The sequence below is a fragment of the Methylobacterium sp. M6A4_1b genome, assembly GCF_053345175.1.
In genome coordinates this window covers 1-12,962 of the sequence record NZ_JBKEZQ010000027.1, presented here as the reverse complement: position 1 = coordinate 12,962, position 12,962 = coordinate 1, and the positions used below count along the sequence as shown (strand labels likewise).

Annotated in this window: 15 protein-coding genes; 5 read left to right on the top strand and 10 right to left on the bottom strand. The window is 71.8% G+C overall.

The window, feature by feature from the left end; all coding sequences use genetic code 11:
- Positions 1–52 precede the first annotated feature (52 nt).
- The 3 genes from phnC to ACLBWX_RS19420 all read right to left on the bottom strand — a co-directional run bounded on the left by phnC (position 53) and on the right by ACLBWX_RS19420 (position 2,255).
- Positions 53–853 (bottom strand): phosphonate ABC transporter ATP-binding protein, encoded by an 801-nt coding sequence (gene phnC, locus ACLBWX_RS19430; protein WP_447678634.1) that lies wholly within the window; start codon positions 851–853, stop codon positions 53–55.
- Positions 854–942: 89 nt separating this feature from the next.
- On the bottom strand, positions 943–1,572 hold the full coding sequence (locus ACLBWX_RS19425) for a DapH/DapD/GlmU-related protein (protein WP_447678633.1): 630 nt from the start codon (positions 1,570–1,572) through the stop codon (positions 943–945).
- 17 nt (positions 1,573–1,589) lie between these two features.
- Positions 1,590–2,255: a DUF1045 domain-containing protein gene (locus tag ACLBWX_RS19420; RefSeq protein WP_447678632.1), complete on the bottom strand. Its 666-nt coding sequence runs from the start codon at positions 2,253–2,255 to the stop codon at positions 1,590–1,592.
- 162 nt (positions 2,256–2,417) lie between these two features.
- Between ACLBWX_RS19420 and ACLBWX_RS19415 the strand changes: the two genes are divergently transcribed.
- From ACLBWX_RS19415 to ACLBWX_RS19405, 3 genes are all read left to right on the top strand, one after another.
- Positions 2,418–3,308 carry a DUF3108 domain-containing protein gene (locus ACLBWX_RS19415; protein WP_447678631.1) on the top strand — a complete coding sequence of 297 codons (891 nt, stop codon included), beginning with the start codon at positions 2,418–2,420 and terminating at the stop codon, positions 3,306–3,308.
- Positions 3,309–3,380: 72 nt separating this feature from the next.
- A complete protein-coding gene (locus ACLBWX_RS19410; RefSeq protein ID WP_447678630.1) occupies positions 3,381–3,851 on the top strand; it encodes a low affinity iron permease family protein in 471 nt (156 codons plus the stop codon).
- Between the two features lie 166 nt (positions 3,852–4,017).
- Complete coding sequence (locus tag ACLBWX_RS19405) at positions 4,018–4,236, top strand: YgaP family membrane protein (RefSeq protein WP_056185312.1); 219 nt, start codon at positions 4,018–4,020, stop codon at positions 4,234–4,236.
- A gap of 118 nt (positions 4,237–4,354) precedes the next feature.
- Here the strand turns inward: ACLBWX_RS19405 and ACLBWX_RS19400 are convergent, their stop codons facing one another.
- Entirely contained in the window at positions 4,355–4,621 is a 267-nt protein-coding gene (locus ACLBWX_RS19400; protein ID WP_108040045.1) for a GlsB/YeaQ/YmgE family stress response membrane protein, read from the bottom strand.
- A 298-nt stretch (positions 4,622–4,919) separates the two neighbouring features.
- On the opposite strand from ACLBWX_RS19400, the gene ACLBWX_RS19395 reads away from it, so the two are divergent.
- Together ACLBWX_RS19395 and ACLBWX_RS19390 are read left to right on the top strand one after the other, a co-directional pair.
- Positions 4,920–5,282, top strand: coding sequence for a RidA family protein (locus ACLBWX_RS19395; RefSeq protein ID WP_447678629.1), 363 nt, complete (start codon positions 4,920–4,922; stop codon positions 5,280–5,282).
- Positions 5,279–6,421, top strand: a complete 1,143-nt coding sequence (locus tag ACLBWX_RS19390) for a polyamine ABC transporter substrate-binding protein (RefSeq protein ID WP_447678628.1) — start codon at positions 5,279–5,281, stop codon at positions 6,419–6,421. The genes ACLBWX_RS19395 and ACLBWX_RS19390 overlap by 4 nt, the downstream gene beginning before the upstream one ends.
- An 85-nt stretch (positions 6,422–6,506) precedes the next feature.
- On the opposite strand, the gene ACLBWX_RS19385 is transcribed toward ACLBWX_RS19390, so the two are convergent.
- From ACLBWX_RS19385 to ACLBWX_RS19360, 6 genes are all read right to left on the bottom strand, one after another.
- A complete protein-coding gene (locus ACLBWX_RS19385; protein WP_447678627.1) occupies positions 6,507–7,898 on the bottom strand; it encodes a M23 family metallopeptidase in 1,392 nt (463 codons plus the stop codon).
- Positions 7,899–8,017: 119 nt separating this feature from the next.
- A complete protein-coding gene (locus tag ACLBWX_RS19380) occupies positions 8,018–8,674 on the bottom strand; it encodes a protein-L-isoaspartate O-methyltransferase family protein (protein ID WP_447678626.1) in 657 nt (218 codons plus the stop codon).
- Positions 8,675–8,707: 33 nt separating this feature from the next.
- Positions 8,708–9,517, bottom strand: a complete 810-nt coding sequence (gene surE / locus ACLBWX_RS19375) for a 5'/3'-nucleotidase SurE (protein WP_447678625.1) — start codon at positions 9,515–9,517, stop codon at positions 8,708–8,710.
- Positions 9,517–10,800, bottom strand: a complete 1,284-nt coding sequence (serS, locus tag ACLBWX_RS19370; RefSeq protein WP_447678624.1) for a serine--tRNA ligase — start codon at positions 10,798–10,800, stop codon at positions 9,517–9,519. The genes surE and serS overlap by 1 nt, the downstream gene beginning before the upstream one ends.
- A gap of 295 nt (positions 10,801–11,095) precedes the next feature.
- Entirely contained in the window at positions 11,096–12,031 is a 936-nt protein-coding gene (locus ACLBWX_RS19365) for a LolA family protein (protein ID WP_447678623.1), read from the bottom strand.
- A 115-nt stretch (positions 12,032–12,146) separates the two neighbouring features.
- Positions 12,147–12,962 (bottom strand): DNA translocase FtsK (locus tag ACLBWX_RS19360; protein ID WP_447678622.1); only part of this gene is annotated, 816 nt, incomplete at its 5' end.

Genomic DNA, 12,962 nt, shown 5'->3' with positions numbered 1-12,962 from the left:
AAACTCCCGGAGGGGTGGGTGAGGGATCGGGCCGAAGGATCAGGCTAAAGGGTCAAGCGACGAGGGCGGCGGGATAGGCCCGGGGCCGCACCGGCTCGGGGGCATCGAGGACCTCGCCGGCCTCCAGCCCGTAGAGCTGGCGGGCGACCGCCTCGGTGAGGTCGGCGGGCGTGCCGTCGAAGACGAGGCGGCCGTCGGCCAGGCCGACGAGGCGGTCGCAGTAGCCGCGGGCCAGGTCGAGGGAATGCAGGTTGCACAGCACGGTGAGGCCGTGGCGCCGGTTGGCCTCGGCCAGGGCGTCCATGACGATGCGGGTGTTGCGCGGGTCGAGGGAGGCGACGGGCTCGTCGGCGAGGATGAGGTCGGGGGCCTGCATCATCGCCCGCGCGATGGCCACGCGCTGCTGCTGGCCGCCGGAGAGCTGGTCGGCCCGGTGACCGGCGAAGTCGCCCATGCCGAATTCGTCGAGGGCGGCCAGCGCCAGGGCACGCTCCCGTTCGGACCAGAGCTTGAGCAGGGAGCGGTGCCGGGGCACCTCGGAGAGCCGGCCCATCAGGACGTTGCTCAGCACGTCGAGGCGGCCGACGAGGTGGAACTGCTGGAAGATCATCGCGCAGCGCGCCCGCCAGCGCCGCAGGTCGCGCCCGCGCAGGGCCGTGACGTCGAGCCCCTCGAACAGGATGCGACCGCCGGTCGGCTCGGCGAGGCGGTTGATCATCCGCAGCAGGGTCGACTTGCCGGCGCCCGAGCGCCCGATCACGCCGACGAACTGGCCGCGGGGGATGGAGAGCGAGACGCCGTCCACCGCGCGACGGTCGCCGTAGTGGCGGGCAAGACCTTCGAGGATCAGCATGGAGGTCTCCGGCGGTTCAGGTCGAACGCCGGTAGACCCGCCCCACGCGACAGCAGAATGACTATTCTCCGGCTAACCAATAGCCGGCACTATTGTGCTTCGCCCTCGTGGCGCTCCAGGAATGCTTCGATCGACAGGGCGCGGAAGTCCGGCAGCGCCCGGCCCAGGCGCGCATGGTCCCAGTCCCACCAGGCCAGCGCCTGCAGGCGCTCGGCGATCGCCTCCGGGAACCGGCGGCGCACCACGCGGCCGGGATTGCCGACCACGATGGTGTAGGGCGCCACGTCCCGGGTCAGGATCGTGCCCGCGCCGACCACCGCCCCGGTGCCGATGCTGCGCCCGGGCAGGACCACCGCGCCGTGCCCGATCCAGACGTCGTGGCCGATGCGCACGGGCAGGGCCCGGCGCCGAGCGAAGAAGGCCGCCTCGTCCGCCTCGCCCGGCCAGTAGGCGCTGGCCCGGTAGGTGAAGTGGGATTGCGAGGCCCGCTCCATCGGGTGGTTGCCGGGATTGATCCGCACATGCGCGGCGATGGAGCAGAACTTGCCGATGGTCGTGTAGTTCGCCTGCCCGTCCTCGACGATGTAGGAATAGTCGTCGAGGCTCGTCTCGCTGAGGCGCGTGCGCGCGCCGACCTCGGTGTAGCGGCCGAGGCGGCAATCCGTGAGCCGGGCCGTGGGATGGACGGCCGGTTCGAGGCCGAGGCGATCGGAGACCATCGCGCGATCCAGTCCAGTCAGGCGGAGAAGGGGAGGCGGCGCAGGAGGCGGAACGGCGCCGCGCCCTCCTGGACGACCACGCTCAGCGCGTCGATCGCGAGGTCGGGCAGCCCCGCGGCAGCCTCGGCCAGCAGGGGCAGGGCCGTCGCCCGATCCTCCCGCCCGAGGGGTCCGGTGAGCGTCATGTGAAAGCGGAAGGCCTCGAAGACGTGCGGATAGCCCCAGCGCTCCAGCAGCGCCCGGCCGCGGGGGTCCAGGCGCTCGGGGCGGCGGCGGGCGCGCTCGGCCTCGGTGAGGGGCGCCCGCAGGGGATCGAGGGCCGCGACGCACTCGGCGGCGAGCAGCCCGAGGGCGGGCGGGGGTGCGGCCGGCACCAGGGCGGCGAAGGCCCCGAGGGCGGCCACCCGCAGGGGGCCGACGGGCAGCGGGCTCCGGTGCGCCGCCAGGGCCTCGGCCGCCGCGAGGAGGTCGGCCTCGGTCGCGCCCGGGGCGAGGCGCATCGGCGCCTTCAGGGTGGCGTGGAAGCCGTAGAGCCGCGGCTCGGCGGTGTGGGCGGCCAGGATCGCCCGGAGCGCCTCCGGGCCGGGGGCCGGGCCGGGGCCGAGAATCGCGTCGCCGAAGGCGGCCAGCGCCGAGCCGGGGGCGGGCGTGACGTAGAGGGCGTATCGGGCGGGTCGGTCCAACGGGGTCGTGTCCTGGCTGCACGCAGAATCTCGGCGGCACGCCGAATCCTGGCGGCACGCCGAATCCTGGCGGCACGCGAGGTGCCGAAGCGCGCATACTATCCGCGCCCGACGGCGATATGACAGGGTGGGCGCCGCACGCGGCGCGATGAGGCGATCCCGGTGTCCGCTCGCAGGCACAGATACTCCCCGGCCTCGCACGCCCTGTCCCTGTCGGCCGCCATGCTCGTGGCCGGCGGGACCGGCGCGACGGCCATGGGCGAGGCCACCGCGCGCCGCTTCACGGCGGCCTACGGTCTCAGCTTCCTGAACCTGCCGGCGGGCGAGGCCAGCCTCGCCGTCGAGCGGGCGGGCGAGCGCTACGCCCTCGAACTCGATGCGGGCCTGCGCGGCCTCGCCGGCTTCTTCTTCGACGGGGCCGGCAAGGCCACGGTCGCCGGTTCGGCGACCCGCGCCGGCGCGGTGACCGCCACCTTCCGGATCGACAGCCGCTACGGCGGCAAGCCGATCGCGGTGGCGCTCGACCTCGCCGGCGGGCGCGTGCGCAGCGCCAGCGTCGAGCCGCCTCCGACCCCACGCGCGGACCGGGTCCCGGTGGCGCCGGAGGACAAGGTCGGCGTGGTCGACCCCCTGACCATGCTGACGCTCCCTCTCGGAGCCGCCCCCCTGGATCCGGGCCTGTGCGACCGGCGCATCCCGGTCTTCGACGGAGCGAGCCGGGCCGACCTCGTCCTGTCGCGCGGCAGCCTCGTGACGGTGACGGAGGGCGCCTATCGCGGCCCCGCCCTCGACTGCCGGGTGCGCTGGGTGCCGATCTCCGGACACCGTTCCGGCGGGAGCAACGTCCGCCGGATGGCCGCCAACGACGACATGCGGGTGCGCTTCGCCCCGATCCTCGACGGGACGCTGCTGCTGCCGCTGTCGATCACGGTCGCCACCGGATGGGGCACGGTGCGGATCGAGGCGACGCGCTGGGGCGGGGCGGCGCCGGCCGGCCTGGAGGCTCCGGCGGCGAAGCCCGGCGTGACCGTGCGCCTGCCCAACGCCCGCTAGCCGCGGCAACGGTTTCCCGCCGTCGCGGGTTCTCCCTCCGGTCAGCGCGGCCATCGTGATCGAGGAGGTCGCATGCGCGTCGGAAGCCCGAAATCGGCCCAGCTCTTCACCGCCTTCGCCTCGAAGGTGGCGCGCGCCGCCGGGCGCCCGGCGACCTTCGCGGTCAGCATCGCGCTGATCCTGGTCTGGGCGGTGACGGGGCCGCTGTTCGGCTTCTCCGACACCTGGCAGCTCATCATCAACACCGGCACCACCATCGTGACGTTCCTGATGGTGTTCCTGATCCAGAACACCCAGAACCGCGACGGCGCGGCGATCCAGGCCAAGCTCGACGAGCTGATCCGGGCCAGCGCCGCGCAGAACCGCTACATCGGCATCGAGAGCCTGACCGAGGAGGAGCTCGACGCCCTGCGGGCGCGCTGTGCGAAGCGGGCGCCCCTGGACGACCTCGAGGCGGCCGCCTGCGCGGCCGAGGCGGAGGCCCACCGCAAGGCCGAGGCCGCCGCCGCGCGGGCCGGCGGCCTGACCGCCTATCCGCGCTGATCCGGTTCCCGGAGCGGAGGCGAAGCGGCGCAAGACACTCGATAACGGAAACGCCGCGCAGCGAAGGTCCCCTGCAGCGAAGGCGCCGTGCCGCGCCGCACCCTGGCGGTGGAACGCCCGATCCTCCGCCGCGTTCGCCCCGCGACGCAGCACAGGAGACGCCAGCATGGCCAACGCGATGATCCACGACATCTTCAGCGGCACCCCGAACCTCACCACCACGGAGCGCGCCGTCTCGGTGGTGCTCGGCCTCGGCATCGCCGCGGCCGCCGCCCAGCCGCGCCCGAACAAGTGGCTCAGCCTCGCGGCCCTCGTGGTCGGCGCCGGCCTCGCCATCCGCGGCGCCACCGGCCACTGCGCCGTCAAGGCCGTGACGGAGGCCTGAACCGGCCCCGCGCCCGGTGCCAGAACGTCTCGGGCATCGGGCGGCTCTCGATCGGACACGAAAAAGGGGCGCCTCGGTGAGGCGCCCCTTTCGGTTCAGACGTCGATTTGGTGCGGGATTACAGCGTGGTGGTCGAGCGGCGGCCCTGGATGAAGCCGTAGATCGCCAGCACGACGATGGCGCCGACGACCGCGCCGATCAGGCCCGCGCCCTGGTTCGGGCCGTACCAGCCGAGCGCCTGACCCAGGAAGGTGGCCACGAAGGCGCCGACGATGCCGAGGATCGTGGTCAGGATGAAGCCGGCCGGCTCGTTGCTGCCCGGCATGATGAACTTGGCGATGACACCGGCCAGAAAGCCGATGATGATGGTCCAGATGATACCCATGAGCTGATCCTCGAACTTGGCCGAACCCTCTGGGTCGGACGTCACTGGCGGTAGCGGCGGGCTTCTCAGCCTTGGCCTTAACGCATGGGGTGAGAACGCCGCATCCGTGGGATGAGTTGCGCTGCACGAAGCGACTTTGTCGCGTGGCGCGCCAAGACCGTCCGGCACGGCCGGATTCCCGCGCGCAGGGCGGCGGACCTCTTTACGTTCGGGTCCCCGGCGCGGCACAACGCTTGCCCCGAGCCGGGATGCGCGTGGCGTCCCAAGGCCGATCCGCGAAGAGGCACGTTTCCCCACCATGACGACGATCCAGCGCTTCGAATCCGGTCCCCGCATGAGCCAGGCCGTCACCTACGGCGACATGGTGTTCCTCGCGGGCCAGGTGGCCGGCACGGTGGTGGGCGCCGGCGTCACCGCGCAGACCCAGGAGATCCTCGGCGAGATCGACCGCCTGCTGGCGGCGGCCGGCACCGACAAGAGCCGCATCCTCACCGCCACGATCTACCTCGCCGACATCGCCACCTTCGCCGAGATGAACGCCGCCTGGGACGCCTGGGTGGCCAAGGACAACCCGCCGGCCCGCGCCACGGTGGAGGCCAGGCTCGCCGCGCCCGAGTACCTCGTCGAGATCGTCGTGGTGGCCGCCAAGGGCAAGGCATGATCCGAGCCGGCACCCGCCGCGCCCTCCTGTGCGGGGGGCTGGTCGCCGGGGCGCTCGCCGCCCTGGCGCTCGGCCTGCCCGGGGCGCGGGCCGAGACGCCCGCGCCGAAGGGCGAGCGCGTGGTCAACATCTACAACTGGTCGGACTACATCGACCCGAAGATGCTCGACGCCTTCACCCGGGAGACCGGCATCAAGGTCGTCTACGACACCTACGACAACAACGAGATCCTCGAGACCAAGCTGCTGGCCGGGCGCTCGGGCTACGACGTGGTGGCGCCCTCCGGCCCGTTCCTGCAGCGGCTGATCCGGGCGGGGGTGTTCCAGCCCCTCGACAAGGCCCGGATCCCGAACCTCGTGCATGCCTGGCCCGAGATCGCGGCGCGGCTCGCCACCTACGACCCCGGCAACACCTACGCCGTGGACTACATGTGGGGCACCACCGGCATCGGCGTGAACCTCGCCCTGGTGCGCGAGCGCCTGGGGGCGAGCCAGCCCCTGAACACCTGGAGCCTCGTCCTCAATCCGGGCCTGATGGCCAAGCTCAAGGATTGCGGGGTGATGCTGCTCGATTCCCCCGAGGACCTGATCCCGAGCCTGCTGCCGTTCTACGGCTTCAAGCCGGATTCCAAGCGCTGGGACGACATCACCCAGGTCACCGACGCCCTGTTCAAGGTCCGCGGCTCGGTGCGCAAGTTCCACTCCTCGGAATACATCAACGGGCTGGCCAACGGCGACCTCTGCCTGGCGGTCGGCTATTCCGGCGACGTGATGCAGGCCCGCAAGCGCGCCGAGGAGGCCAAGAACGGGGTCGAGATCGGCTATGTCATTCCCCGCGAGGGCGCGCTGATGTGGTTCGACGCCTTCGCGATCCCGAAGGACGCCCCCCATCCCGCCGAGGCCCACGCCTTCCTCGACTACATGATGCGGCCCGAGGTGGCGGCGGCCAACACCAACTTCGTCTCCTATGCCAGCGGCAACGCGGCGGCCCGGAAGTTCGTCAAGCCCGAGATCCTGGGCAATCCCGGCATCTACCCGGACGAAGCGACGATGCAGCGCCTCGCCAGCAACACCGCCTGGGACGACCGCACCCAGCGCTTCGTCACCCGGAGCTGGACCCGGGTGCGGACGGGGCGCTGAGGCACCGGCAACACGCAGCCGGTGCAAACGAGAACGGCGGCCCCGAGGGACCGCCGTTCTTCGGTTCGGCGCATGCGCCTGAGAATCAGTTGCTGGCGAGGTGAGGCATCGGGTCGACCGGGGTCGCGCCCTTGCGGATCTCGAAGTGCAGCTGGGGCGAGGTCACGTTGCCCGAAGCGCCGGACTTCGCGATGGTCTGGCCGCGCTTGACCTTCTCGCCGGGGCGCACGTCGAGCTCGCCGTTATGGGCGTAGGCCGAGACGTAGCCGTTGGAGTGGCGCACCAGGACGAGCTTGCCGTAGCCCTTCACGTCGGAGCCGGCATAGGCGACGGTGCCGTCCTCGGCCGCCTTCACCGCGGTGCCCTCGGGCACCGAGATGTTGATGCCCTCGTTGCCGGAGGTGCCGTAGCCCGAGATCACCCGGCCCTTGGCGGGCCAGCGGAACGACTGCTCCGGAACCGAGCTGGTGGTGGCGGGCTCGGCCTTGGGGGCCTCGACCGCGGCGACCTTCACGGGCGCCTTGCTGGCTTCCGCGGTCTTGGCCTCGGCGACCTTGGCCTCGGCGACCTTGCGGGCCGCGTCCTTGGCGGCCTCGGCCTTGGCCTGCTTGGCCGCCTCGGCCTCGGCCGTCCTGCGGGCCGCCTCGGCCTTCTTCGCTGCGTCCTTGGCGGCCTCCTTGGCCGCGTCGGCCTTCACCTCGGCCTTGGCTTCCTTGATCTCGATCTTGCGGACCGGCTTGTCCTCGGCCTTGGCGACGGCCTGCCCGGGACGAACATGGGCCTTGCGGGCGTCGGCAGCCTTGGTCTCGGCGACCTTGGCGGCCTCCACGACCCTGCGCGCCTCGGCGAGCTTGGCGGCGCTCGCCGCCTTGTCCGCGGCCTTGCGGGCCTCGGCGGCCTTGCCGGCCTCCAGGGCCTTGCGGGCTTCGGCGAGCTTGGCCGCCTCGGACTCGCGCCTCGCCTCAGCCTTGGCCTCGGCAGCCTCCGCCTCGCGGCGGGCGTCGGCGGCGCGCTTCTCGGCGGCCCGGTCGATCAGCTTCGGGGCCGGTGCGGCGGGCACCGCGCGGGTGCTCATGCGGGCCGCGTCGGGGTTCATGCCCGAGACCGCGGAGGCGGTCATTCCGCCCGAGACCGGCTCGGTGGAGGCCAGCCGGGTGGTCTGGGCACGGGCCGGGGCGGGGGCCGCCGCCATCGGGCGGGGCGACATGGCAGCGGGCGACACGGCCGCGCCCGGGGCCCCGAGGGCCTGGGACTGGATGCGGCTGGTGCGCACCACCGGCGCCGGGGCGATCTCGCCGTCGGGCAGGCTGCCCGTCGCGGCGGGCTCGCTCGACAGGTTGGAGGCAAACGGATTGCCGAAGGGATCGCCCAACCGGGACGCATCCGAAGAACAGGCGGCCGCGCCGCCCCCAATCACGCCGATGAGCGCGAAACGCGACAGCGTCCTCAACCCTCGACCAGTCCCGCGAACCCGCATCGACGCACCTGTTTGCCTGACGCAACTTGATGACGTCATTCAAACCGGATTCAGGTTAAGCAACCGTTCCGATTCACCACGTTTGCGCCACGAAGGCACCCTCGCTGGAACCTTCCGCCCTAGAGGACGCGGGCGCGGCCGGGGGTGAGGGGTGCCAACCGGACGGCCGCGCCCGGACGCGGCTCCAGGGTGCCGTCCGGGGTCCGGGACCAGGTGACGAGGCCCGCCGCCTCCGGCCGCCCGACCGGGGCGACGAGGCGCCCGCCGGGGCCGAGCAGGGCCGAAAGGTGCTCGGGAATCGCCGGGACCGTGCCGTTGAGGAGGATGCCGTCGAAGGGCTCCGCCCCCCGCAGGGTCGCCGGGTGCAGGCCGTCCCCGAGGGTGATCGTCGCCAGGAGCCGGTCCTCCGGCACGAGGTTGTCGCGGGCGTCGTCCGCCAGGGTGGCGTAGCGCTCGACGCTGTGGACATGGGCGGCGCCGAGGCGCAGCAGCAGGGCCGTGACGTAGCCCGAGCCGGTGCCGATCTCGAGGATGCGGGCGCCCGGGCGCAGGGCCAGCGCCTTCAGCATCGCCGCCACCGTGGTGGGCGCCGTCATGGTCTGGCCGCAGGCCAGCGGCAGGGCGAGGTCGCGCCGGGCGAGGTCCCGGTGATGGGCCGGGGCGAAGCGCTCGCGCGGCACCCGCTCCATCGCCCGCAGGGTGTCGGTGTCGCGCACGCCGCGGCCGCGCAGGGCCATGACGAAGGCGGCATCCTCGATCGAGCCCTCGTGCATCATGGCTGGATCTCGACCGGTTCCGGGTCCGTCGGGCTACTGCGAAGAGCCCTTGTCCGAGAACCCTTTGTCCGAGAACCCTTTGTCCGAGAACCCTTGCGCGAAGCGCGTCAGGCTCGGCTCGTCGGTGAGGTCGAGGCGCAGCGGCGTGACGGAGATGCGCTTCTCGGCGATGGCCTTGAGGTCGGTGCCGTTGCCGGGCTGGAACGTCGCCTTGGCGAAGGCGAGCCAGAAATAGGGGTTGCCGCGCCCGTCCTGGCGGGCGTCGATGGCCAGCAGCGCCTGGTTGCGGAAGCCCTGCGCGGCCACCGCCGTGCCCTGAACCTCGTGCGGCTCGCAATCGGGAAAGTTCACGTTGATCACGATCCCGGGCTCGATCCCGATCTCGAGGATCCTGCGCACCACGGCGGGGCCGTGCTCGGCGGCGGTCTGCCACTTGATGGCGCCGCGCCCGCCGGCGCCGTAGGCCTGGCTCAGCGCGATGGAGCGCACGTTGAGGATGGTGCCTTCCATGGCCGCCGCGATGGTGCCCGAATAGGTCACGTCCTCGGCGACGTTCTGGCCGCGATTGACGCCCGAGAGCACGAGGTCGGGCCCGTGCTCCTTGAGGATGTGGCGCACGCCCATGATCACGCAGTCGGACGGCGTGCCCTTCACGGCGAATCGCTTCTCCGCGACCTGGCGCAGGCGAAGCGGATCGTTCAGCGAGAGCGAGTGCGAGACGCCGGACTGGTCGGTCTCCGGCGCCACCACCCAGACGTCGTCCGAGATGGCCCGGGCGATCCCCTCCAGGGTCTCGAGACCCGGCGCGTGGATGCCGTCGTCGTTGGTGACGAGAATGCGCATCAGCTCTTGATCCCCTCGATCCGCTCGATCCCGCCCATATAGGCCTTCAGCACCGACGGCACCGTGACGCTGCCATCCGGGTTCTGGTAGTTCTCCATCACGGCGATGAGCGCGCGGCCCACCGCGACGCCGGACCCGTTGAGGGTATGGACGAATTGGACCGCCTTGCCGTCCCGGGCACGGACGCGCGCGTTCATCCGCCGCGCCTGGAAGTCGCCGCAGACCGAGCAGGACGAGATCTCGCGAAACGTCTCCTGGCCCGGCATCCAGACCTCGATGTCGTAGGTCTTCTGGCTCGCGAAGCCCATGTCGCCGGTGCACAGCGTCATGATCCGGTAGGGCAGGTCGAGCTTCTTCAGCACGGCCTCGGCCGAGCCGAGCATGCGCTCGTGCTCGTCCGCCGATTGCTCGGGCGTGGTGATCGAGACGAGCTCGACTTTGTTGAACTGGTGCTGGCGCAGCATGCCGCGGGTGTCCCGCCCCGCCGAGCCGGCCTCGGCCCGGAAGCACGGGGTGAGGGCGGTGAAGCGCAGGGGCAGTTCTTCCTCGCGGAGGATGGATTCGCGGACGAGGTTGGTGAGGGGGACCTCGGCGGTGGGGATGAGCCAGTGCTCGCCCGCCTGGAACTGGTCGTCCCGGAACTTCGGCAGCTGCGCCGTGCCGAACATCGCCTCGTCGCGCACGAGGATCGGCGGCGCCACCTCGGTATAGCCGTGCTCACCCGTGTGCAGATCGAGCATGAACTGCCCGAGCGCCCGCTCCAGCCGCGCCAACTGGCCCTTCAACACCACGAAGCGGGCACCGGACATCCGGGCGGCGGCCTCGAAATCCATCAGGCCGGAGGCCTCGCCGATCTCGAAATGCTGGCGGCCCGTGGCAAGCTGCGGGCGGTGCGCTTTGAACGCACGGTACTCGACGTTGCCGTGCTCGTCGGCGCCCTCCGGCACCTCCGGGTTCGGGCGGTTCGGGATCGCGGCGAGGCGGTCGTCGAGGGTCTTGGCGGCCTCGGTCTGAGCGGCCTCCAGCGTCGGCGCCTCGTCCTTCAGGCGGGCGACCTCGGCCATCAGTTCCTGCGCCCGGGCCTCGTCCTTGGCCTTCTTGGCGCCACCGATCTCCTTGGCGAGCGCGTTGCGGCGCTCCTGGTTGGCCTGGGCGGCCGAGATCGCGGATTTGCGCGCGTCGTCCAGGGCGATCAGCGCGGCGGCGAGCGGCGCCAGGCCGCGGCGGCGCAGGGCCTCGTCGAAGGCGTCCGGGTTCTCGCGGATGGCGCGGATGTCGTGCATGGGCTGGGCTCGTACGATGCGAGCCCGACGCTTAGCCGCATCGGCACGGGCGCGACAAGGTCGGGTCGGCCATGCCGGCCCCGCTCATGGGACCGAATCTCAGACGAACCACGCCGTCATTCCGGGACTGCGAAGCAGGGCCCGGAATCCAGAACCGCTGCCGTGCCCGATATGGCACCGTCGGCGGTTCTGGATTCCGGGCTCGCCCTCGGCGACCCGGAATGACGACGCGGGCGGCAAAACCGGCGCCTTGGAATTCGGGCCGGGACACCAGGGGCGATTCGATCCCGACGCGCTACTGCGCGCGGATCTGGCGCTCGGCCGCCTTGTCCTCGCTGCGTCCGTAATTGATGAAGAACAGGTTGCCCTCGACGGGGCGGCCCTTCTGCAGGTTCGCGAGCTGCACCGTGGTCTGGTAGCCCTGCGGATCGGTGATCCGCCACTGGCTCAGGGTCTTGACCTCGGGGTCGAAGAACAGCTGGATCTTCGAGGTGCCGCCGAGCGTCGAGCGGTCCTCCAGGGAGATCCGCAGGCCGCCCGGATCGTTCGCCACGTCGGTGACGGAGAGGTCGCGGGCGAGGTCGATCTTCTCGCGCAGCAGGAATTTCAGGGGCGTCTGCGAGATGAAGTAGAGGTCCTGCGTGCCGAGCTTGCGGTCCTTGACCGCCACCGAGGTGCCGTCGGCCACGATCTCCAGGGGCGAGGGCTGGTCGTAGTCGAAGCGCAGGCGGCCGGGCTTGGCGAGGGTCAGCTTGCCGCCGATCCGGCGTCCGTCCGGGCCGACCTGGACGAAGTTGCCGGTGAGGGTGGTCATGCCGTTGAAGTAGGCGTTGGCCTGCGCGATCACGGTGGCGTCGTCCGCCTCCGGCGCGAGCGCCGCGGCGGCGGGCGCGCCCACGGCCGCGACCTTGGCGCCCTTCGCGTTCGCGTCGAGGGCCTTGGCCTCACCCTTGGGGGCCTTCCCCTCGGCCTTGGCGGCCTTGTCCGCGGCCGCCTTGTCGGACGGCTTGGCGGCCTTCGGCGCCTGGGCGACGGGCTTCTTCGCGGCAGCGGCCGGGGGAGGGGACGCCGGGGCGGGCTCCGGCTCGGGGGCCGGGGCCGGCTGCTCCTTGCGGCCGAAGAGGCCGTCGAGGAACGAGGAGACCTGGGCGGCGGCCGGCTGCGGCTGGGCGAGGCTGGCCGCCAGGACGAACAACGGACCGGCGGCGAGGCGGTGACGGCGGCCGATCATCGGGACGCTCCCTTGAGGCGATGCGAAGGCGTGCGGGTGGTGCCCGCTTAGAAGCCCGCCCTGTGGCGAATATGCGACGGGTGGGGCGGCGTATGCCCCACCCGGAGGGTCCGGCTCAGTCGTCGTAGTCCATCATGCCGGAGGCGGCGTGGCCGCCCTCCATCAGGATCTCGCGCTTGCCGGCATGGTTGGCCGGGCCGACGATGCCCTCGATCTCCATCCGCTCCATGATCGAGGCGGCGCGGTTGTAGCCGATCTGCAGGCGGCGCTGGATGTAGCTCGTCGAGGCCTTGCGGTCGCGCATCACCACCTGCACGGCCTGGTCGTAGAGCTCGGCGCCGGGATCGATGCCGCCGGTGCCCGCATAGGCGCCCGCGTCGAAGATCGGAGCGTCGATGTCCTCGATCTCGGCGGCCTGGGCCTTCTCGGCCCGGTCGGCCTTGTCGGCCTTCGAGCCCTTGGCGGGCTTCTCGTCGCCGCTGCCGTCGTCGGCCGTGACGGCCTCGAGATAGGAGGGCCGGCCCTGGCGCTTGAGGTGGGCGACCACGCTCTCGACTTCCGAGTCCGAGCAGAACGGCCCGTGCACGCGCGTCGTGCGCCCGCCGCCGGCCATGAACAGCATGTCGCCCTGGCCCAGCAGCTGCTCGGCGCCCATCTCGCCGAGAATCGTGCGGCTGTCGATCTTCGATGTGACCTGGAAGGAGATCCGGGTCGGGAAGTTGGCCTTGATCGTACCCGTGATCACGTCGACCGAGGGACGCTGGGTCGCCATGATCAGGTGGATGCCGGCCGCGCGCGCCATCTGGGCCAGGCGCTGGATCGCGCCCTCGATGTCCTTGCCCGCCACCATCATCAGGTCGGCCATCTCGTCGACCACGATCACGATGTAGGGCAGCGCCGAGAGGTCCATCTCCTCCGTCTCGTAGACGGC

Excerpts from the sequence above, each read along its gene's own strand:
- phnC (WP_447678634.1), bottom strand. The coding sequence starts at position 853 with ATGCTGATCCTCGAAGGTCTTGCCCGCCACTACGGCGACCGTCGCGCG.
- ACLBWX_RS19425 (WP_447678633.1), bottom strand. The coding sequence starts at position 1,572 with ATGGTCTCCGATCGCCTCGGCCTCGAACCGGCCGTCCATCCCACGGCC.
- ACLBWX_RS19410 (WP_447678630.1), top strand. The coding sequence starts at position 3,381 with ATGCGCGTCGGAAGCCCGAAATCGGCCCAGCTCTTCACCGCCTTCGCC.
- ACLBWX_RS19405 (WP_056185312.1), top strand. The coding sequence starts at position 4,018 with ATGGCCAACGCGATGATCCACGACATCTTCAGCGGCACCCCGAACCTC.
- ACLBWX_RS19400 (WP_108040045.1), bottom strand. The coding sequence starts at position 4,621 with ATGGGTATCATCTGGACCATCATCATCGGCTTTCTGGCCGGTGTCATC.
- ACLBWX_RS19395 (WP_447678629.1), top strand. The coding sequence starts at position 4,920 with ATGACGACGATCCAGCGCTTCGAATCCGGTCCCCGCATGAGCCAGGCC.
- ACLBWX_RS19390 (WP_447678628.1), top strand. The coding sequence starts at position 5,279 with ATGATCCGAGCCGGCACCCGCCGCGCCCTCCTGTGCGGGGGGCTGGTC.
- ACLBWX_RS19385 (WP_447678627.1), bottom strand. The coding sequence starts at position 7,898 with ATGCGGGTTCGCGGGACTGGTCGAGGGTTGAGGACGCTGTCGCGTTTC.
- ACLBWX_RS19380 (WP_447678626.1), bottom strand. The coding sequence starts at position 8,674 with ATGATGCACGAGGGCTCGATCGAGGATGCCGCCTTCGTCATGGCCCTG.
- surE (WP_447678625.1), bottom strand. The coding sequence starts at position 9,517 with ATGCGCATTCTCGTCACCAACGACGACGGCATCCACGCGCCGGGTCTC.
- serS (WP_447678624.1), bottom strand. The coding sequence starts at position 10,800 with ATGCACGACATCCGCGCCATCCGCGAGAACCCGGACGCCTTCGACGAG.
- ACLBWX_RS19365 (WP_447678623.1), bottom strand. The coding sequence starts at position 12,031 with ATGATCGGCCGCCGTCACCGCCTCGCCGCCGGTCCGTTGTTCGTCCTG.